This is a genomic window from Methylobacillus methanolivorans (assembly GCF_044751345.1).
In the GTDB taxonomy this organism is placed as follows: Bacteria; Pseudomonadota; Gammaproteobacteria; order Burkholderiales; family Methylophilaceae; genus Methylobacillus; species Methylobacillus methanolivorans.
Genome location: NZ_JBIWXY010000001.1, coordinates 585,049 through 605,368, shown reverse-complemented (window position 1 = coordinate 605,368; position 20,320 = coordinate 585,049). Strand labels below are relative to the sequence as shown.

Below are 20,320 nucleotides of genomic sequence, written 5' to 3'. Positions count from 1 at the left end.
ACAACATGAGTCAACATACGCTTGAAAAACCCCAGCTGACTACTGTGGCACACCGTATCAGCAGCGATGCTGAAGCCATTGATGTAGCACATCGCCTAGCAGAACAGTTCCGCCAAGGAGCTGCCGAGCGCGACAAGCACAGAAAATTGCCCATCGCAGAGCTAGATGCCTTCTCTCAAAGCGGCCTTTGGGCAATCACAGTACCTAGACAATACGGCGGTGCTGAAGTGTCTTACCGCACCTTGGGCGAAGTCATCCGTATCATTTCAGCCGTTGATCCATCCTTGGGTCAATTACCGCAGAACCATTTTGTCGTGGTCGAACATCTGGTACTCGATGCCAGCGAAACACAAAAACAATTCTTCCTGGAGCTGGTTCTCAAAGGCGCGCGCTTTGGCAATGCATTCTCGGAAAAAGGCAGCCGCACCGTTGCTGAGTTTGAGACTAGGATCACACCTGATGGCACTGGGTATGTCGTCAACGGTACCAAATTCTTTTCCACGGGCGCTTTGCTCGCGCACTGGATCCCGATTGTGACTGTTGATGCTACAGGACTGCCACATCTGGCACTAGCTGAGCAAGGCACTCCCGGCTTGCAAGTCATCAATGATTGGTCAAGCTTTGGGCAACGCACGACTGCCAGTGGCACGGTTATCATTGATCAGGTAAAGGTACCGCAAGAGCATGTTGTTCCTATCTACCAGGCTTTTGCACGGCCTACTGTCGGTGGCCCAGTTTCCCAGTTTATTCAGGCCGCCGTCGATGCCGGCATTGCCGAAGGTGCGGTAGAGGCGACTATCCAGTATATCCGCCAGCATGCACGCCCATGGATTGATGATAAACACAGCCAGCATGCCAGCGAAGATCCTTATACCATTCAGCAGGTAGGTGATATCAAGCTACGTCTCAATGCGGCAATCGCAATCCTGGAGCGGGCGGCAGATAAGATTCAAATCGCTGCGGCAGATGCCACAGAAAGTCATGTAGCGGCAGCCTCCATTGCTGTTGCAGAAGCAAAAGTGCTCACCACGGAAATTGCGCTATTGGCCAGCAATAAACTGTTTGAGCTTTCGGGCACACGCTCCACGCTGGAAGACTATAATCTTGACCGTCATTGGCGTAATGCCCGCACCCATACCCTGCATGACCCGGTGCGCTGGAAATTTCATGCCATTGGCAACTACTATCTGAATGAGGTCAATCCGCCCAGACACCCCTGGATATAAACACTTAGCTCAATGATAAACTCAGGCAGATGATGCCTTTATCATTGAGCCAGCATCAGGCATCTCGCCACACGGGAAAGAGGAGAATCACGCATGAAACCAGAAACATTGGCCATACACGCAGGGTATAAACCCGACCCCACAACCAAGGCAGTTGCGGTGCCTATCTATCAGACGTCTTCATACGCTTTTGATAACACCCAGCATGGTGCAGACCTGTTCGACCTGAAAGTCCAGGGCAACATCTACACCCGCATCATGAACCCTACCAATGCAGTGCTGGAAGAAAGACTGGCCCAACTCGAAGGCGGCATAGGCGCTTTGGCACTCGCCTCAGGTATGTCCGCCATTACTTATGCCATCCAGACCATTGCCGAGGCCGGTGATAACATCGTCTCCGTGTCGACGCTGTATGGCGGCACCTACAACCTGTTTGCCCATACATTGCCCAAGCAAGGGATAGAAGTGCGCTTTTTCGATTATCGTGACCCAGCCAGCCTGGCGAAACTGATCGACTGCCGCACCAAACTGGTATTTGCCGAAACCATAGGCAATCCACTTGGCAACGTGGTCGACCTGGAGACCATCAGCAGCATCGCCCATGCTCATGGCGTCCCTGTCATCGTTGACAACACGGTAGCAACCCCACTGTTATGTCGCCCGTTTGATTATGGTGTAGATATCGTCGTACATTCGCTCACCAAGTATATCGGTGGTCATGGCAACTCCATTGGAGGAGCCATTATTGATAGTGGACGTTTCCCTTGGGGCGAGCATAAAGAGCGCTTCCCCAGCCTCAATACACCAGACCCCAGCTATCACGGTGTAAATTACGTTGAGGCTTTGGGGGCTGCGGCCTTCATCGCCCGCTCACGTGTTGTGCCACTCCGCAACACTGGCGCTGCCTTGAGTCCCTTCAACGCCTTCCTACTGCTGCAAGGGCTGGAAACCTTGCCTTTACGCATAGAGCGCCATAGCGAAAATGCCCTCAAGGTTGCGCAATACCTCAAGCAGCACCCCAAGGTAAAATGGGTGAAATATGCCGGATTGCCAGATCATCCTGAGCACGCATTGGTACAACGCTATCTCAAGGGCCAGGCTTCCGGCATTCTCTCTTTTGGCGTGCAAGATGGCCGCGAAGGTGGCACACGCTTTATTGATGCCTTGCAACTCTTCACTCGCCTGGTCAATATCGGCGATGCCAAAAGCCTGGCTTGTCATCCAGCTACTACCACCCACCGCCAACTCAGCGAGGCAGAGCTCGCCAATGCCGGCGTGAGTGTAGACATGGTGCGCTTGTCAGTGGGTATTGAGCATATTGATGACCTGATTGCCGATCTGGAACAAGCCTTGGCACAGGTGTAAATACAAGCCACATCAAGATGCATGACGTACCCTAGCCTCTTGATGTATCTGATTAGCAAAATAAAAAATCCCGGAAATCCGGGATTTTTTATTTATTTAAATCAATTAATTATTAAATTAACTTCATGAATAAAATGAAGGTTTAGGATATTGCTGGTTCAACGCCCAATCACCTAACTCGCGTAACTTGAAATCCACCGGATCATGCAAAGTGTATACCCGCAAGTTGCGCCAGAAGCGATCTAGACGCAACGCTGCCGTGGTCGCACGCGCACCTGTCACCTCAAACATGCGCTGGGTAATGTCCAGCCCTGCCTTGGTGGTGGCAACCTTGGCTGCTGTCACCGCCACCGCTACTTTACCTCGCTCTTCTGCGGTCAGCACTTCGCCCTTATTCCACGCATCATCCAGCAGTTCAGCGGCACGCTCGGTCAACAGCTTCGCACCTTCAAGCTGCACCCAAAATTCACCGTAATGCAGCAAGGTATAAGGCTCAGAGCGAATATCATCCGCCAATGATCCAGACCAGACGCGCGATTGCTGCAGGGTATATTGCCGCGCCTCTGCCAGCGCACCTTCGGCAATACCAAGATAAATATTCGAGAAAATTAATTGAGCGATCAGTGGTCGCAGGCAAGCAAACGGCGTGCTGAGTGGGCCGGGCTGCGTTAATAGCTCCGCCTCCTCCACGCGCACATGCTCGAAATCTGCACTACCACTGTCCGTCTGGCGCTGACCGATATTATCCCAGTCCTGATGCAGGATGATGCCTGAACGTGAGGTAGGAATAGCTGCAATCAATAGCTTTTGTGTGGAAGCATCAATGGCCGAGGCAATCAGCATGTCGGAATCGGTAGCACCAGAGCAAAAGCTCTTCTTGCCGTGGAACTCGCGCTGCCTAGCCTCAATGTTGCTCGCGGTGCGCGTATCCAGCGGATTAAGCGCATTGCCCCAGAACCAGTTATTTTCCGCGGTTTGGCGGAACCAAGGCTGCCATTGTGCCTCGGTACCAAATAACCTGACGGTGGCCAGCATGAGGTGCTGAAAGGCAAACACTTGGGCGATTGAGCTATCCACACGAGCAAAGCTGCGTACGATATCAAGGGTATCAACCCAGCTCGCGCCCAGGCCGCCCAAATCCGCAGGAATGATAAGCCCCAGTAGCCCACTGGCACGAATCTGGTCACGCTCGACTTTCGGTGTGCCGCCTAATTGATCCCTGGTGACAGCTGTCTTGGCAAATTCGCTCGCCAACGCCTGGGCCACAGTTTTGGGATCAATAGGCTCAGCTGGCCTAATCTCTGCCAAGGATAATGCTTCAATTTGATTCAAGACTTTGCTCCTATTTGACTGCCGTTAGCTTACCTGCGGCTGGCGGGGGCACGATATCGTTCGCGACCATCTCACCGAATGGGCCAGTCAGGTTAATACTGCCCAGCGCACGCTGCTGGTCGATGGGCAGTAAGGGGAATAACAATTCAGCCACGCGATAAGCTTCCTCAAGATGCGGATAGCCCGAGAAGATGAAATAGTCTATCCCCAGTGCGGCATACTCCTGGATGCGATCTGCCACCTCTTGCGGGCTACCCACCAGTGCAGTACCAGCACCACCCCGCACCAGGCCAACCCCGGCCCAAAGGTTGGGAGCCACGACCAGCTTATCGCGTCGCCCACCATGCAGGGAGGACATGCGACGCTGGCCTTCCGAATCGAAGCGTGAGAATGCCTTCTGCGCCGCAGCAATGGTCTCATCGGTAACATGCGAAATCAACTCATCCGCAGCCTGCCAGGCCTGCTCGCTCGTTTCACGCACAATCACATGCATGCGAATGCCGAACTTGAGCGTACGCCCATGTGCAGCAGCCCGGGCCTTGACGATTTCTATCTTTTCTTTCACCGCTTGCAACGGCTCTCCCCAGGTGAGGTAAACATCAATCTGTTCTGCCGCCAGCTCCACAGCCTCAGGCGATGAGCCACCAAAAAATAATGGTGGATAAGGCTTTTGCACTGGGGGATACATATTCTTGGCATTCTTGACCTTGTAATACTCTCCTTCAAAATCAACAGACTCGCCAGCAGCAACGCCACGCCAAATCTTGAGGAACTCATCAGCCTCAGCATAACGCTCCTCGTGGCTAAGAAAGCTACCATCACCATGCTGCTCATCCGGATCGCCTCCGCTCACGACATTGATCAGCAAACGGCCATCCGCAATACGGTCCAATGTTGCGGCCATACGGGCAGACACCGTCGGAGAAATTGTGCCAGGCCGGATAGCCACGAGGAATTTGAGCCGCTTGGTGAAATTGACCAGCGATGATGCCACTACCCAGGAGTCCTCACACGAACGTCCGGTCGGGATCAGCACGCCCTTGAAACCAAGCTCATCCGCCGCCTGGGCCACCTGTTTGAGGTAATGGTGGCTGACGGCGCGACCACCATGGCTCGTGCCCAAATAGCGGCTATCGCCATGAGTAGGAAGAAACCAGAAAATATCCATCTTACTGTCCTTGTCTGAGTAAACGCATCAAAAAAACCAATACCCAGATTCAGCAAGCTCCATGCCATCCGCTAAGTGAATGTTTTTTAAACACTTATAAAAACCACATTTTAATAACTGCTGCTTAATCAGCAATAAACTGCTCAATTGCTGATATACCAGCACACAGCCTCTGCAAAATATCGCAACAGTGCTGATTATGCAGCAACAGTTAAGAATACAGATGGCAACACCTATCCCTCAACACCAAGCCCTGATTGGCCTGGCAGGCTGCTTCCCAGGCACCAGTAAGTAGGTCAGCCGCGTGCGCTGAATTTTGGCACGATAGCTGCTATATCCTTATTAATTAACTTACGGATATAACTTTTGGCTATTTCAAATATCAAACGGCAGGGCAATATCGAAGAGTCGCAAGCGCTATCTATTCGGGATATTACGCAAGCGCTGGTGGCCGAATTCAGCCTGACAGCTGTGGAGCGTGATGAAGCAGGTGGCACACCGAAAGCCGAGCGCGACCTGATTCGTCATAGTGGTCTGCTCGCCTTATCCATCCCAGAGCATGAAGGAGGCCTCGGGGCCAACTGGCAGGATGTCATGCAAGTCGTGCGAGAGTTTGCCCAGGTAGATAGCTCTATTGCACATGTGTTTGCCTTTCATCACCTCATGCTGGCAACCGTCAGGCTATTCGCCCGCCCCAATCAATGGCAGCCGTGGTTTGAGCATACCGCACGCCTGAACTGGTTTTGGGGCAATGCGCTTAATCCACTGGACGAACGCACGATCAGCCGGCAGGTAGGTCACTGGTATGAGTTTTCCGGCAAGAAAAGTTTTTGCTCTGGCGCGCTAGATTCAGAAATGTTGATTGTGTCTGCCTATGCCCAGGATACACGCGAGCTGGTCGTTGCAGCCTTGCCTACAGGCAGGACGGGAATCAGCGTATTGCAGGATTGGCATAATATCGGTCAACGCCAGACCGATAGCGGCAGCGTCAATTTCGAGAAAGTACGTGTCGAGGCTAGCGATATTTTGGCTGACCCTGGGCCGCTTAGTACACCGTTCTCTTGCCTACGCCCGTTACTCGCCCAGTTAATCCTTACCAATATCTACCTTGGCATTGCGGAAGGTGCTTTCAACGATGCGCGCCACTACACACTCAATGAAGCAAGACCTTGGCACCGTTCTGGACAAGAGTACCCGGCAGACGATCCTTACATCCTCGCACATTACGGCGAATTCTGGGCAAGCCTGCAAAGCGCACGTGTGCTTACAGACATCGCCGCCCGCAAATTTGACGAGGCATGGAGTAAGCAAGAGCAATTGACAGAGGCGGAACGCGGTGAAGTCGCTATCGACATTACCTCAGCCAAGATTATTGCCACACGCATCGGGCTAGACATTACCAGTCGTATGTTCGAGGTGGCTGGCTCGCGCGCCACCCATGCTGGCCTAAGGCTAGACCGGCACTGGCGCAACCTGCGCACCCACACATTGCACGACCCTCTCGATTACAAAATCAAGGAGCTAGGCGAATGGGCACTGAAGCAACAGTACCCGACGCCGACATTCTACTCATGAACTTACTGGACAACGACTATATGGGACTGACCCATCGCGAATTTGACAGCATTTACTCGAAAGAGGACGACATGAATTTGTTAACCCTACCCAATTCCCAGTCGCTCAGCACCTCAATACGTGCTACAGCCCAGGTGTTTGAAGACCCAAAATCGCTAGCGCTTCTTGCCCGCATTCAGCAAATAGCACCTAGCGATGCCAATGTGCTGATCATCGGAGAAACCGGTACAGGCAAGGAACTTATCGCCCGCCACGTGCACGATCTCAGCCATCGCAAGGGCAAGCCTTTCGTCGCCGTCAATTGCGGCGCCTTCTCCGAGACACTGGTAGAAAGTGAACTATTTGGACATGAAAAAGGCGCATTCACCGGCGCATTCTCTGCCAAGACAGGCTGGTTCGAGGCTGCCAATGGCGGCACCATCTTCCTTGATGAGATTGGTGACTTGCCCTTGAGCATCCAGGTCAAATTACTGCGCGTATTGCAGGAGCGTGAAGTCGTGCGTTTAGGCGCACGCAAGCCGACGCCAATAGATGTACGCCTGGTTGCGGCGACCAATGTGCGTCTGGAGGAAGCGGTATTAGCCGGGCATTTCCGCGAAGACTTGTTCTACCGCCTGCGCGTCGCACATCTGGAAATTCCTACCCTGCGTGACCGTCCCGGCGATATTCTGCCCTTGGCGCAATATTTTGTGAGCGAATACCGCCGTCGCCTCGGCTACGGCGAAGTGGAAATCGACGAGGATGCAAAACGCAAACTCCTTGCACACGCATGGCCTGGCAATATCCGCGAACTAGAAAATGCAATTCATCATGCACTGCTGATTTGCAAGGGCAACCGCCTGCGTAACGAGGACTTGCAACTATCGTCCATGCAATTATTCCACCGCAGCCGCCATGAACATGATGGCCATGGTGGTAGCGACTCGCTGCAACATGCCTTGCACCAGCTGTTTGAAGCTGGACACGAAACGCTTTACGAACATATAGAAGATACTGTCGTGCGCACGGCCTATCACTATTGCCACAACAACCAAGTGCAAACAGCACGCTTGCTGGGAGTCAGCCGCAATATCGTGCGTGCAAGGCTGATCAAGATGGGCGCAATTTCAGCACTGAAATAAAGCCTGGATATTGACGATGAGCCGCCGTTGCATCATCACAGCACGGCGGCACCCAATAAAACGGTAGCATCAAGGGCTGATTTACTTTAATCTGCCTATCTGCATTTTGCAGCTGCATTCAACCATAGCACTACTCGACATGAGCACGATCAGTAAAATTTCTTCATCTACCCTGCCTACCAAGTACGGTCAATTCATCATCCATGTCTATCACGATATACAAAGCGGCCAAGAACATGTCGCATTGGTGGCAGGCCATGTGCTTAATAATGACAAGGTCATGGTGCGGGTGCATTCAGAATGCCTGACGGGCGATATTTTCTCTTCTAATCGTTGTGATTGCGGCGAGCAATTGGTGCTGGCACAAAGCATGATTGCAGAAGCAGGACAAGGCGTTCTGCTTTATCTTAAGGGACATGAAGGCCGCGGCATCGGCCTTGCCAACAAGATTCACGCCTATGCCCTGCAAGACCAAGGGTTGGATACTGTCGATGCCAACCTACATCTGGGTCTACCGATTGATCAGCGTAGCTATACGGCTGCCGTAGATATCCTCAAGGATCTGGGCGTGCACTCATTGCGCCTACTCACCAATAACCCGGAGAAGGTATCCAGCCTGCAACAAGCTGGACTGACCATTCATGAACGTATTCCACTGGTGATCCAGCCTAACCAGGATAACCTGCAATACCTACTGACCAAGCGCGATAAACTGGGGCATTTTTTCTCGCAGACAGAAATGCAGAGCCCGGATTTTGGCGAGCTGTAAATAGCGATGAAGTACATCAAATAAAAAGAGCGGTTAACCGCTCTTTTTATTTGATCAATTGAAATTCCTCTTCACATGATGCAGATGATAACCATGCTGCTCAATATCCTTGATAATCAGGCTGGCATCGTAGTCTTGGTGCCTATCCTCTTTGTTCACCTCGACATCCGAAGTCTGGTGAATCAACTTGGCATAATCCGGGTCTGACACATCCACCTTGGAAACATCAGCCCCTGCCCTCACCGAGATATATTTATTGCTACTGGTTGCACTCTTATAGATATCTACTTTCATGATGATCTCCACTTGGTTGATATTCGAAGTTGATATTCAAAAAAGCATTGCTAGCCAAACTACTTATTACCCTGATATGACCACATGATCGCGAAGAAGTGCCATTGCTAGCGCAGTGTTACTCCTTCCGCTCCACGCCGAGCTCCAGCGGCATCTTGACCTCATTTTCATCCGTCGAGATTCGATTCAAAGGCTTCACCTGCACTTTGCCAGCATCCAAGGACAATGTCTCCAGTAGATAGCGCCGCACAGCTTCCTGACGCTCATTTGCCAGCGCCTCCAGCCACGATGGCTCCAACTTGGCTTGCTTGTTGAGGGCATCTAGCAATTTTTCATAATAAGCAGCTTCATCTTTCTCCTGTTTGATGCCATCACGAGCCTCAGGCGTCAACTGCTCCTTGCCAAGCTTATCCAGTGCTGAGCGTACCTTTTTATTATGAGTATCCACTGGCCCAGGCTTTTCACCAGGTTGTAGCTGGATACCCATTTTCGCCGCGACCTGGTTACGTACAAACTGCACCTGCAAGGCACGACCATCGGCCTTGTCATCCAGCACTGGAGCCACTTGCAATACTAATGCAGGCCGCTTGGCCAAGGCCTCGCTAATGACCTTGAGCTTTTCCTGTTCTGGCGGTACAAGTTCAGCGCTACCAGGATCAAACATCAACGCTTCCAGCTTGTCCGAGCTAATACCGAGCAAGTTGCCTAACGCACGGAACGGTGAAGTCACCAGCTTACCCAGCACATTGACGATGGCCTTCCACACAATCTTGCCATAGCTGAATTCAGGATCATCCAGGCTGCCTGCGACAGGCAGATCAAGATCAATGACGCCGTTACTATCCTCCAGCAGCGCAATCGCCAAATCGAGCGGCAGGTTTACGGCATCTTCACTCGCCACTTTCTCGCCCAGCTTGAGCTTGTTGACGATAAATTTGTTTGCCCCGGCCAATTGGCGATTCTTGATCTTGTATTCAAGGTCCACCGACAACCTGCCTGAATCGATGCGACGACCAGCAAACTTGCCTGAATATGGCGTCAGGCGATTCATTTCCAGGTTGCGGAATATCAGCTTGAGATCAGTGAACTCTGTCGCCTGGAATGGCTGCAGGGAGCCGCGAATCCGCGCAGACCCGTAATCATCCACCTTGCCATCCAGTTCGACTTGCGCCGTCGTAGTGGGCATGGTGGACATACCATTGATGACACCAGACAAGGTGTTGATATGCGTGCCAAACTGCGGAGTAAGCGACAAATCGGCAAACTCTAGATTGGCATTGTCAATGCGAATGCGCTCAATAGCGACTGGGAAGGGATCAGCAGCTTTTGTTGGGGCTTGCACCGGCGTAGCCTGCGCTGTGGCAGTTGGCTGCTCCCGCAGAATACGTTGAACATTCAAGCTGCGATCTTCATAAATAATGAACTTGCCACGCGGCTGGTTCACCTTGAGTTCGCCAATATGCAGGCTATCCGGTGCCAAGGCCAGCTTGAGGCTGTTGGTGGAAAGGCTGCGCCACCCCAAGAACGCCTGCCCGGTGTCCTCTTCCACGATATCGAGCTGATCAACACTGAAGCCACCCTGATATTGCATAGCCAGTTGCTTACTCTGCTTAAGGTTAAGCTTGCCTTGCGTACTCACCGCGCCATTGTTCAACTTGAGCATAGCGAACTGATTAACGTAAGGTGCAAAAGGCTTGAGCGAGAAAGCCGCAAGCTTAAGATTGATATCTCCGCTCATAGGCTCCGGTGCCAGCTTGCCACTGGCACTGAAATTACCACCTTGCTTGACCTTGAAAGCAACACTCACAGGCAGCGCCCGCTTAGTATCCAGGCTGACATCCTTGACCTCAAGGCTAGCCTGCTCAATATCCAACGTCACTGGGGCCTTGGTGCTTGAATCGTTGAAGTGCAGGCCAGCATCTTCCAGCGCAAAGCGCTTGAGGTCGAATGCCCAGGAGGAAGGTGCGCCCTTCTCCGCACCAGGCTTGGCTTGTGCCGTCTTGGCCTGATGCGCTGGGCCTTGCGCAGCGGCCTGCGCTGGCTCCAGAATGGCCTGCCAATTCACTTGCTTGGCATCCCGTAGCACATCTGCTCCCAGCCCCTTTAAAAGCACCGCTTGCAGGCTGGCTTTCTGCGCAGCAATATCTACTTGCCCACCCTGCAAAGCCAAGCGTTCAAGATGAGCCACTGGTTTGCTATTAGCCCCCGAGCGTAGCGAGAATGGCCCGATATTGCTCTCAATCTCCTCTACGCGGCTTTTTCCTTGCTCAATGGCAAACTTCAAGTTGAGCGACAAATTATCAACTGCAACTTGCAAAGGCTGCTTGAAAGTCTCATCCGTGTAGTCCAGCTTAAGGCCATCGATATTGGCTTGATTAAGGTGAATGCTCCATGGATGAGGGCTGGCATGATCACTATCCTCACTTGCCTCTGGCTGTCCATCATCCGGCGTTGATGCCACATGTAACTGTTGCCAATTAACATGGCCATCGCGTTGCCGTGTCGCGTTTACTTGCCCTTGCGCCACAGCCAAGCTGCCTATATCCAGCTGATGTGCCTGCAAATCCAGCCCCACTTGCTCCACCGTGATAGATGGCAGCGCCAGCAAAGGTTTGCCATGTTGCGTTAGCTTGATATCTGCCAATGCGAGCTTGAGTGCGTCAAACTGCACTTGTGCTTGCTCCTGCATCTTGAACTGCAAGCTGGGCAACTCAACTGCCAATTGCTTCAGTTCCAGCTTGCCCTCTTGTGCTTGCGATTGCAGCAATGTCGCTGCTGCATCATCCAGCACCAGGCTAAAATTGTTGATCGTGGCCTCGGGCTTGTCCTGCACGATAGCGAACTGGTAATCCAGCTTAGTCTTGAGTTGTCCTGACGCTAGCTTGATCGGCAGGGCACCGGGTGGCAACACTGCCAGTAACTTGGCAAGCTTGAGCCCTTCCAGCTCAAACTTTCCACTAGACACCACAGGGTTGAGCCCCAACTCGCCCTTCCATTTCAGGGTGCCACCCTGCTCAGGCAATTTAGCCAAGATAGCGTAATCCCCAAGATCTTCCGGCAATGTGGAAAAACCATCCAACTCCAGCCCCAGTGGTTCCAGTACTGCGCGGAAAGCTTCTGGTCGATTGCGGTCAACATACTCAACATCGCCCCGCTCAATCAAGATATGGTCAACCAACAAGCGTGCCATGCCCTCGCTCTTCGGCTCATCCGGCTTTTCATTGAGCTTGGCAATCAATGCCGCCCAATTGCTTTCACCACCCGGCAATATCTCAAAGCTGACATGAGGCGCGGCCAAGTGAATATCCTTGAGCCGCCATGCAAAACGGAACAAGCCACTCAACTCAAGATCAGCATGCAAACGCTCAACACTGGCCAGTGAAGCACCCTCAGGGGTGGTGAGCTGTAACTGCTTGACGGTCACGGCCAGGCGTAAAGGGTCAAAATCGACGCGCTCAACTGACAAGCGGCTGGCCAGCTTGTTTTCAGCCACCCCAGGCAACAGACGCTGCGCAATCGGGTTGACGGCAAAATAGCCAAATAGAAGATAAGACACCCAGAAACCAAGCAGCATCAGGAAAGGTAGGCTAGTCAATGCCCGCCAGGCTTTTCCTGCAATGATCTTCCTATCCGCCATGAGCGCTCTCCTCGCCAGTCTGCTAGCTTATTGATTTTAATGACTTGCCGTCATGGTTAATGCGCGTGATCAAAGACCAAGCTAAAAGTGACAGGCACCACGGTGCTGATAGAAGGAAGTTGCGCGATCTCCCGCAGCTTGTCTATACCTTCGGTGTAGCCCAGTGCTGCTGCATCCAGCAACAAAGGCTCTATCGTACTGACCAGCAAGCCCTGCTTGCCCAGCCCAACCACACGCAACCTGGTTTCCAGCGGAATGGTCTTACCGTTGATCACCAGCTGCAGCTTCACCGCCTCGATCTTGGCTTCACCAGCGGCAGGTGCCTTGAATGTATTCACGGTATTACCGCTAATATCCGCCTGGGGGAAAGAGGCAACATCAAACAACATGCTCTTCATGCGCTCATCCCGCACCGGGATATTGGTATTGACGCTTGCTAGATTAATCGTTGCCTTGAATGCGCCATTCTGGCTGATGGTACCGGCCAGTTGGTTAAAGCGATGCGCCTCTCCAATGGTGTTTTTCTTGATGGATACAAAATTCAGGACTGAACTATCGTTATTCAAGGTCCAATCTGCACTAGCGGCCTGGGAAAACAACAACCCCATGCCCAGCATACCCATGGCAATTACAGAAAACTTTTTCATCTCACTCTCCATCACTATATTGATTGTTATTCATATTTAAACCCGGTCAATTTCCCTGGCAAGGTAAAACCATTCACTTCCTGGTTCCGCCCCTGGGTTGGGAAACACGATATAGACAGCTTCCATCGCCCGAATTTCCCGGCCATCTCCACGCGTGCCTATCAATGTACCCGGCTCTAGTCGCTCAAAACCACGCCACTCCTGCGCCAATGTGTCTGCCGGTGCATCCCGATCCACCACCTCGAATAAACGCAGGGTTCTACGCCCAGGCGTTTCGAGCGGAACAGCCTGATCGCTTAGTCCCAGCCATGCCAAGGTATTCACAATCGCCTGGTAAGCAACTTCTGGCGCTGTCACATCCTCATGTTGTCCACATTCCAGCGTCAGGCCATAGCCACCTTGGCTACGCATATACTCCGTGGTGCCAACGCCGTAGCGTACATCGGCGTCCGCACCAGCCGCCTGGGCTTGTCTGTGCGCCACCCCATTGGCATAAGTATCCAACCAGCCGTCCACAAATAGCTTGACGCCCAGTCGCCGTGCCAATGCCTCCTCCTCGGCTTCATGAGCAAAAGGCTCCAGGCTACCCTGGTTATTGTTGGGTCCCAGCATTGCAAATGGCTCGCCTGGCGTATGGAAGGAATGCAAATCCAGTAGCACATCATGATTAGCCAGCAATGGGCACAGCCAATTGGCAACATGATCCTCAAACTCTTGAGGATGCTTGGTCGGGAATAGCTTGCGATTTAAGTTGCGTTCGCCAGCCCGGGTATATTGCGCCCTAGCCAGCGGGTTGCACACAGGCACAAAGGTGACGCTGCCAGCAAGCAAGCTCAATTCGCCACGCTGTATGTCGCTGATCGCCCTGCGAATCGCCATCGTGCCACACGGCTCATTGCCATGCACACCGCCCAACACGATGAGGCGCTTGCCAGCTTGGACGCCGCTGAATGATATAGATTCAAAATGAAGGCTCATGCCTGATTATCCCCGTTTAGCCACGCTTTTTGCAATGTCATGGCATCCATCAGACCAGGCAAGCCTCAATAGTTGGTGGCTGTAAACAGCCAATTGGTTGTTTACAGCCACCACATCCAGCCAAATCCTCGCTCAACAACAATCACCATACCGGCGCAATCCCCCGCCATATCGCAACCTGACAAAAAACTGACGTATCAGGCCCGCTTATTGCTATCTATTCTCACAAGATTATCTTTTGTAGAGCAGATCAGCATGAGACTCAATCCAACCTGGCATGGCATCGATTTACAATGGGCTTATTCAGATCTGCTCCCCTCCATTTATCGACATACGGGCTATCATCGAATCGCATGCGATGTATTGCATGATGCCTTGATCCGCTTTGCCATTTCGAGCAGTCCAGGCCGTTTGGAGCAACCTCATGCCTATTTGCGCACCATTGTGCGCAACCTACTGATTGATGGCTATCAGGAGCAATCGCGCTTTCTGCCCTTGGTGGATGAAGAAACCGGGGAAAACCATGAACTGAATCAAGCAGCAGCCCCCTCTGCCGAACACCTCATCGACATGCAGCAGAGGCTCACTGCCCTGCTCAACATCATTGACCACATGCCAGCACGCTGCAAGGAAGTATTCTTGCTCTTCCGCATTGAGGGATTATCGCAACAGGACATAGCTGAGAAATTAGGCATCTCCATCAATATGGTGCAAAAACATATCATGCGTGCCATGCTAGATTTGCTTGAAGCCAAGGACCTGATCAACTAACCGTTCTGGCCTAGTATTGGCACGACCTTAATCTCACCAGCATGAGCCATATCTCTTTACAACGCAGCGCACGCCAGGCCGCTATCAAGTGGTTTGTCATTATGCAGGATGCCGATATTGAGCATCCTGAGCGTAGCCGTTTCGAGGAGTGGCTGTTCTCCCATCCGGCGCACCAGCGGGCTTATCAAGAAGTATGTACTTTATGGGAAGACCTGGATTCGCCTGATCGCCTGCTGCACCTTGAAAGTGCCATGCAGCAGAAAATCTTTATTGAGAAAACTGACCGCAGCAAAAAAATTCGCACTGTCATTACCCGCACACTGAGCGTCATGTTCTTCGCCGTGGCTGGTATTAGCGCTTATTACGGCTATGAAGCCTGGGAGAGCCAACCGACCATGCACATGGTGGCCAATACGGCCATCGGTCAAATCCGCTCCCAAGTGCTGGAAGATGGCACCAAGCTCATGGTCAATGCCAATAGCGATATTGAGATTACCTACACCCGCAAAGAACGCCGCGTCATCCTGAAACAAGGCGAAGCGAGCTTTGATGTTGCCAAAAACCCTGACCGTCCGTTTGTCGTCGATAGCGGCCTTGCCAGAATCACCGTGCTGGGTACACGTTTTGCCGTCAATAAATTCAGCAGCAAAGTACGCATTAGCGTGGATCATGGCGTAGTGCGGGTAGAACCTCAGCAATATCTCACCACCGAGCTCACCGGGGTAAATCGCTACGCTGAGCATGTATTGACGCTACGCGACAATGAAGTCGCTGAATTCAACCTCAATGGCCAATCCAAGCGCCTGCAACGCCCGGCAGCCGATGCATTCAGCTTTGAATTTGGCACCATTACATTTGACCAAGCCGGGCTGGAAGAAATCGCAGAAACCCTTTCGCGCTATCGCCAGCTCCCGGTCACAGCGCAATTTGATACGGCAAACGATGTCAGTATCACTGCCGTCATTCAAGCTAAATATACAGAACGCTTCATCACCGAATTACCCATCATTGCCCCGGTCAAGGTCAACACCGATCGCAACGCAACTCTCCTAATCCCGAAGAAGATGCAAACCTCCCGCAAGCCATAACATCTGCACGATCACTTGCCTCATGCAGTAATCACCATTGGTAACACCCTAGTTACAACAAAATGTTCCGCAAATATGTATGGCAATACAACCTAGCTTACTAATGCCCCCTCTTAGCCTCACTCCACCACAAAAATATTCCCTGCCTTGTATCTAAGACGTCAGGGTTTTGCTTCCCTAAAGGTTATATCGATAGTGGGAATAATTTTTTAAAGGAGATAAATGAATTGGATATTTTCAAAATCATGTACCGCATAGTCATCGCATTGGTAGGGCTACTATTCATCATATTGCTCGGCACCCTCTCGCTTTCTCTATAACTAAGCAGGCATCAAGGACTGCAAAGCCAAACTTCCCACCCTGTCCGCGCTTTTGCTCCTAACCTTCTCATCCACACTGCTACGTCTAATAAAAATTAATTTCTCACGTCCCAACCGCATTACCACAAATCCCAAAAAGATCAGGAAACTTTCCCATACATATAACCAATTGATTTTAATTAATAATTTTTTACATTTATTAATTTCTAGTTTTTCTCAAAAAAATCCCGTCAGGGTTTCCTGAACCGAACAGTTAAACAAGCATGTGAGGCGAATTTTGTCGCCTGCATACAAGGTGAATAAGCCTGCTTCTTGCCAGGTAGCACCTTCAATAATTAAAAGTTAGATCATAAAAACAAGAATAAAAAATTATTAAATACATGGAGCAATGGGATGACCAGGAGAGGGAGAATTTTTCATGAACCACCGCAGCTCAATAAGCTATCACGCGCATTGTGCCGCGCTTATAGCCACAAGCGCGCGGTAATACTGACGGCAATGGTGGGAATCATGCCTTTTCAGTTACAAGCAGCAGAGCTTGATACTACATTGCCAAAAAACAATGCGAGTACGGGCGCTTTTGCACCCAGCAACATTGATATCCCCAGCCAACCTCTCGATGCCGCACTCAAGCAACTCGCACGCACCACAGGCATCAGTGTCGCCTTCGACAGCAATCTTGCCACAGGCAAGACCGCTCCCGCAGTCAAGGGCCGTATGAAGCCAGACCAAGCCCTCCAAATGCTGCTTGCAGGTAGTGGCTTGGAATCCACAATCAATCAAGACAATGCCGTGATCAAAGCTGCGGCAGAAAAACCCGCGATAGATTTTCAACATGTAGACGCAGTTGAAGTCCGCGCTAAGCGGTTTTATGAGATTGGCCCATTACCTGGTTTGGGGCTAACCAAGGAAGAAATCCCTGGCAACGTACAAAGCATTTCTGCAAAGGAGATTAAAGATGCCAACTCCTTGAGTTTAACTGACCTACTGAATCGTAAACTTCAATCAGTCAATATTAATGATTATCAAGGCAATCCATTTCAAATGGATGTCACGTATCGAGGATTCACTGCGGGGCCCCAAATCGGCACCCCTCAAGGATTGTCGGTGTTTTTTGATGGTATACGTGTCAATGAACCATTTGGCGATGTTGTAAATTGGGACATGATTCCAATGAATGCGCTTGCCAGCGTTGATGTTTTCCCCGGTTCTAATCCTATTTTTGGTTTAAATACATTAGGTGGTGCATTTACTGTCAAAACTAAAGATGGTTTTAACCATACTGGTATTGATGCCAATGTCATGACCGGCTCCTTTAATAGAAAGCAATTACAGGCAACAGCAGGCTGGAATAATGGCACTCTTGCCTTATTTGGTGCCGGTAATTTTTTTCTAGAGGATGGCTGGAGAGAAAACTCTCCCAGCCGGGTCAACCAAGCTTTTGGCAAAGCCAGCTACCGTGGAGACAAGCTAGATCTCAACTTGAGCACATTGATCGTGCACAACAATCTAGTTGGAAATGGCTTATACCCGACCGATATGTATCACGAAAATAAAAATGGTGTGTTTTCATCACCAGACAAGACTGAAAATAATTTAGTGCAATTTCAGCTTTCAGGTAGTTATTTCGTTAGTGAAAACTTTACTATCACTGGTCAGATTTATAGAAGGAATAGCAAGCGCCATCAAGTTGGAGCCGATGTGTTTACCGGGCTTTCAAGACAGGAAGAAGGTGTGCTTGCGCGTGATGCATCCAAGGCAGCCACTCCCTATACTTGCTTACTAGACAGCACCAACTCCTATGGCATTCCTGATTACTATGTGTTGACTATAGAAAACCCGACAGATCCCTTCATGGATCTTTTTTTAGATAGTTTTTACAACAGCGGTATTACTGATCCCGAAAGCAGCTTACTTTCTAACTACGGAAATCTGGAGAAAAACAAAGCAGATATACCAGATGAAATTATGCAGGTATTGCAACAGCAGTTTGCCTTAACCTCCAACCTAAATGCAGATCGATATAAGCAGAAAGATGTTGAAACTCTTCCCATCATTGGACCAATAACCCCGGAGTATTTTGGTGAAACAAGCTATCAAATTACCGCCCTTATTTTTAGAAGTGTAGGAACTGCTGATGGCCAAATCAATACGGCATCTGCTTTGGATAACTATTACTACACCACTGAAAATGGTGTTATTAAAAAGCATTTCATCATGCCAATTGCACCAAAAAATAATGATGTCTGTACTGCCACTCAGTCCCAGGACTCAGCCACAAACAGCCCTCAAAAAGCTTATTCATACATAGACCCAGTTACAGGTGCGATCGCCACTGTCGATGGGGCTTATATAGGCAGCACAGGCATAGTCGAAGGTACACCGACTGCAATCTTCACCGACAATAAAATCGACCAGATTGTTGAAGGTGCATCGATACAATTCAACTGGAATTATGAGCATCATAAATTCATGGTGGGTGCTTCAATTGATGATGCTAGCGCTACATATAAAAACTACCAACGCTTAGGTATGTTGGATGCAGACAGGAATGCCTACTTAGCCCCAGATGAAATCCATCCGCAGTTTTCAGGCGCAGACATTTCGCTCAGCAATAACAATTTTAGCGGCACTAATGTCACCAAGAGTCTCTATTTCAGCGAAACTTGGTCACCGGTAAAACAATGGAATTTTAGCATCTCTGCACGTTATAACGACACAAAAGCCAAGAACAAGATTGCCACACGCTATGGCGTTAATAGTTTTGACATAGGCGAGCTACTATCGCTACCTGATTATCTAGCCATATGCCCTAATCGCGATTGCAGTAATGTTTCCACAGGTTACAAAATACCTGACCTATCCAACTCACTGGATCCAGCGGAAACCGAGAAGTTCAGCTATTACTCGCTCAATCCTTCATTGGGCGCTACTTGGCAAGTTACCTCATCCACAAATTTGTTTGCCAATTTCGCACAAGGCACCAGAACTCCTAGCGTGATTGAGTTAGGTTGTGCCCTGGACAAAACGCCGGTTGTCGTAGGCGGCACGGCTGACAATCCAATCTACAGTTATAAAAGCCTACAAGAAAACCGTGAGTGCTCCTTACCCACCACTTTGTCAGGCGATCCCTATCTCCCGCAAATAAAAGCCACTACCTATGACATAGGGGCGCGGGGACAATGGGGAGAAAACTATCAATGGAATCTTGGCGCCTATCAAACGGATCTCAAAGATGATATTTATTTTGTCGCTCTGCAAAATGGTCGTGGTTTCTTTGACAGTATAGGCGATACTCGCCGCCGAGGCCTTGAAGCAGGGCTATCTGGGCGACTAGGTAAAGCTAGCTTCAGCCTTAATTACAGTCTGACCGATGCAACATTCCAGAATGACTTTCTGATGTTCAGCGAAGACAACAGCAGTGCTCAGGTAATCAATGGCTTTGGTAGCGGAGTGATACGCGTTAAGCCAGGCAGTCGCATGCCTGGAGTACCTTTGCACAACCTCAATGCCAGCGTCCGCTACGAGATCACGGACAAGTGGCAAGTAGGTATCAGTGCAGTCGTACACTCGGAGAGCTATCTCCGTGGCAACGAAAACAACGAGCATGAGCAAGGCGTGGCGCGCACATTCCAGAGCATACGTTATGTCAATGGTGTAGCCGAACCCTATACTCGCGTACTCCCACCTACAACCAATCCAGGCAAGGTTTCTGGGTATGCTGTGTTCAACCTACAAACCAGTTACAAGCTGTCCAGCGAATGGACAGCCAGCCTGCTTATTAACAATCTATTCGATACAGAGTACTACTCTGCAGGACGCCTAGGGCGCAACCCGTTTTCCCCATCCATACTCGGTGCTATAGGTTCGAGTGGCTATAACCATAATTCAGATGATTGGCGCAGCACCAACTTTATCGCACCGGGTGCACCTCGAGGTATCTGGTTTAGTCTGAACTATCAATTTGATATAACAAAATAAGGAAGTGAATACGAAGGGCATTTGTGAACTACCCAGAAATTCGACCTC

14 protein-coding genes are annotated in these 20,320 nt (G+C 50.6%); 8 read left to right on the top strand and 6 right to left on the bottom strand.

Annotated features, from left to right (window positions below; genetic code table 11):
• Positions 1–5 precede the first annotated feature (5 nt).
• Together ACIKP9_RS02795 and ACIKP9_RS02790 are read left to right on the top strand one after the other, a co-directional pair.
• A complete protein-coding gene (locus ACIKP9_RS02795) occupies positions 6–1,226 on the top strand; it encodes an SfnB family sulfur acquisition oxidoreductase (RefSeq protein WP_400879008.1) in 1,221 nt (406 codons plus the stop codon).
• 93 nt (positions 1,227–1,319) lie between these two features.
• Positions 1,320–2,591, top strand: coding sequence for an O-acetylhomoserine aminocarboxypropyltransferase/cysteine synthase family protein (locus ACIKP9_RS02790; RefSeq protein ID WP_400879005.1), 1,272 nt, complete (start codon positions 1,320–1,322; stop codon positions 2,589–2,591).
• A gap of 123 nt (positions 2,592–2,714) precedes the next feature.
• Here ACIKP9_RS02790 and ACIKP9_RS02785 read toward each other — a convergent pair whose 3' ends face one another.
• The gene (locus ACIKP9_RS02785) at positions 2,715–3,914 is read right to left on the bottom strand and encodes an acyl-CoA dehydrogenase family protein (RefSeq protein WP_400881834.1); all 1,200 of its coding nucleotides are present in this window, start codon (positions 3,912–3,914) and stop codon (positions 2,715–2,717) included.
• A 19-nt stretch (positions 3,915–3,933) separates the two neighbouring features.
• Entirely contained in the window at positions 3,934–5,091 is a 1,158-nt protein-coding gene (ssuD, locus tag ACIKP9_RS02780; protein ID WP_400879002.1) for an FMNH2-dependent alkanesulfonate monooxygenase, read from the bottom strand.
• A 372-nt stretch (positions 5,092–5,463) separates the two neighbouring features.
• Here ssuD and ACIKP9_RS02775 point away from each other — a divergent pair, with 372 nt between their 5' ends.
• From ACIKP9_RS02775 to ribA, 3 genes are all read left to right on the top strand, one after another.
• Positions 5,464–6,666 (top strand): acyl-CoA dehydrogenase family protein, encoded by a 1,203-nt coding sequence (locus tag ACIKP9_RS02775; protein WP_400881832.1) that lies wholly within the window; start codon positions 5,464–5,466, stop codon positions 6,664–6,666.
• A gap of 71 nt (positions 6,667–6,737) precedes the next feature.
• Positions 6,738–7,787 (top strand): sigma-54 interaction domain-containing protein, encoded by a 1,050-nt coding sequence (locus ACIKP9_RS02770; RefSeq protein WP_230348037.1) that lies wholly within the window; start codon positions 6,738–6,740, stop codon positions 7,785–7,787.
• A 139-nt stretch (positions 7,788–7,926) separates the two neighbouring features.
• Complete coding sequence (ribA, locus tag ACIKP9_RS02765; protein ID WP_400878999.1) at positions 7,927–8,556, top strand: GTP cyclohydrolase II; 630 nt, start codon at positions 7,927–7,929, stop codon at positions 8,554–8,556.
• Between the two features lie 54 nt (positions 8,557–8,610).
• Here the strand turns inward: ribA and ACIKP9_RS02760 are convergent, their stop codons facing one another.
• From ACIKP9_RS02760 to ACIKP9_RS02745, 4 genes are all read right to left on the bottom strand, one after another.
• Positions 8,611–8,850 (bottom strand): hypothetical protein, encoded by a 240-nt coding sequence (locus ACIKP9_RS02760; protein WP_230347134.1) that lies wholly within the window; start codon positions 8,848–8,850, stop codon positions 8,611–8,613.
• Positions 8,851–8,968: 118 nt separating this feature from the next.
• The gene (locus ACIKP9_RS02755; RefSeq protein ID WP_400878995.1) at positions 8,969–12,487 is read right to left on the bottom strand and encodes a DUF748 domain-containing protein; all 3,519 of its coding nucleotides are present in this window, start codon (positions 12,485–12,487) and stop codon (positions 8,969–8,971) included.
• A gap of 56 nt (positions 12,488–12,543) precedes the next feature.
• The gene (locus tag ACIKP9_RS02750) at positions 12,544–13,134 is read right to left on the bottom strand and encodes a YceI family protein (RefSeq protein WP_400878992.1); all 591 of its coding nucleotides are present in this window, start codon (positions 13,132–13,134) and stop codon (positions 12,544–12,546) included.
• A gap of 36 nt (positions 13,135–13,170) precedes the next feature.
• On the bottom strand, positions 13,171–14,112 hold the full coding sequence (locus ACIKP9_RS02745; RefSeq protein WP_400878989.1) for a M14 family metallopeptidase: 942 nt from the start codon (positions 14,110–14,112) through the stop codon (positions 13,171–13,173).
• A gap of 255 nt (positions 14,113–14,367) precedes the next feature.
• Between ACIKP9_RS02745 and ACIKP9_RS02740 the strand changes: the two genes are divergently transcribed.
• From ACIKP9_RS02740 to ACIKP9_RS02730, 3 genes are all read left to right on the top strand, one after another.
• Positions 14,368–14,883 (top strand): RNA polymerase sigma factor, encoded by a 516-nt coding sequence (locus tag ACIKP9_RS02740; RefSeq protein ID WP_400878986.1) that lies wholly within the window; start codon positions 14,368–14,370, stop codon positions 14,881–14,883.
• A 41-nt stretch (positions 14,884–14,924) separates the two neighbouring features.
• Positions 14,925–15,971: a FecR family protein gene (locus ACIKP9_RS02735; RefSeq protein WP_400878983.1), complete on the top strand. Its 1,047-nt coding sequence runs from the start codon at positions 14,925–14,927 to the stop codon at positions 15,969–15,971.
• A gap of 830 nt (positions 15,972–16,801) precedes the next feature.
• Positions 16,802–20,272, top strand: coding sequence for a TonB-dependent receptor domain-containing protein (locus ACIKP9_RS02730; protein WP_400878980.1), 3,471 nt, complete (start codon positions 16,802–16,804; stop codon positions 20,270–20,272).
• The last annotated feature ends 48 nt before the right edge of the window (positions 20,273–20,320 follow it).

What these genes read in the sequence shown, in the direction of transcription:
- ACIKP9_RS02795 (WP_400879008.1), top strand. Translation starts at nt 6, where the DNA reads ATGAGTCAACATACGCTTGAAAAACCCCAGCTGACTACTGTGGCACAC.
- ACIKP9_RS02790 (WP_400879005.1), top strand. Translation starts at nt 1,320, where the DNA reads ATGAAACCAGAAACATTGGCCATACACGCAGGGTATAAACCCGACCCC.
- ssuD (WP_400879002.1), bottom strand. Translation starts at nt 5,091, where the DNA reads ATGGATATTTTCTGGTTTCTTCCTACTCATGGCGATAGCCGCTATTTG.
- ACIKP9_RS02770 (WP_230348037.1), top strand. Translation starts at nt 6,738, where the DNA reads ATGAATTTGTTAACCCTACCCAATTCCCAGTCGCTCAGCACCTCAATA.
- ribA (WP_400878999.1), top strand. Translation starts at nt 7,927, where the DNA reads ATGAGCACGATCAGTAAAATTTCTTCATCTACCCTGCCTACCAAGTAC.
- ACIKP9_RS02760 (WP_230347134.1), bottom strand. Translation starts at nt 8,850, where the DNA reads ATGAAAGTAGATATCTATAAGAGTGCAACCAGTAGCAATAAATATATC.
- ACIKP9_RS02755 (WP_400878995.1), bottom strand. Translation starts at nt 12,487, where the DNA reads ATGGCGGATAGGAAGATCATTGCAGGAAAAGCCTGGCGGGCATTGACT.
- ACIKP9_RS02750 (WP_400878992.1), bottom strand. Translation starts at nt 13,134, where the DNA reads ATGAAAAAGTTTTCTGTAATTGCCATGGGTATGCTGGGCATGGGGTTG.
- ACIKP9_RS02745 (WP_400878989.1), bottom strand. Translation starts at nt 14,112, where the DNA reads ATGAGCCTTCATTTTGAATCTATATCATTCAGCGGCGTCCAAGCTGGC.
- ACIKP9_RS02740 (WP_400878986.1), top strand. Translation starts at nt 14,368, where the DNA reads ATGAGACTCAATCCAACCTGGCATGGCATCGATTTACAATGGGCTTAT.
- ACIKP9_RS02735 (WP_400878983.1), top strand. Translation starts at nt 14,925, where the DNA reads ATGAGCCATATCTCTTTACAACGCAGCGCACGCCAGGCCGCTATCAAG.
- ACIKP9_RS02730 (WP_400878980.1), top strand. Translation starts at nt 16,802, where the DNA reads ATGCCTTTTCAGTTACAAGCAGCAGAGCTTGATACTACATTGCCAAAA.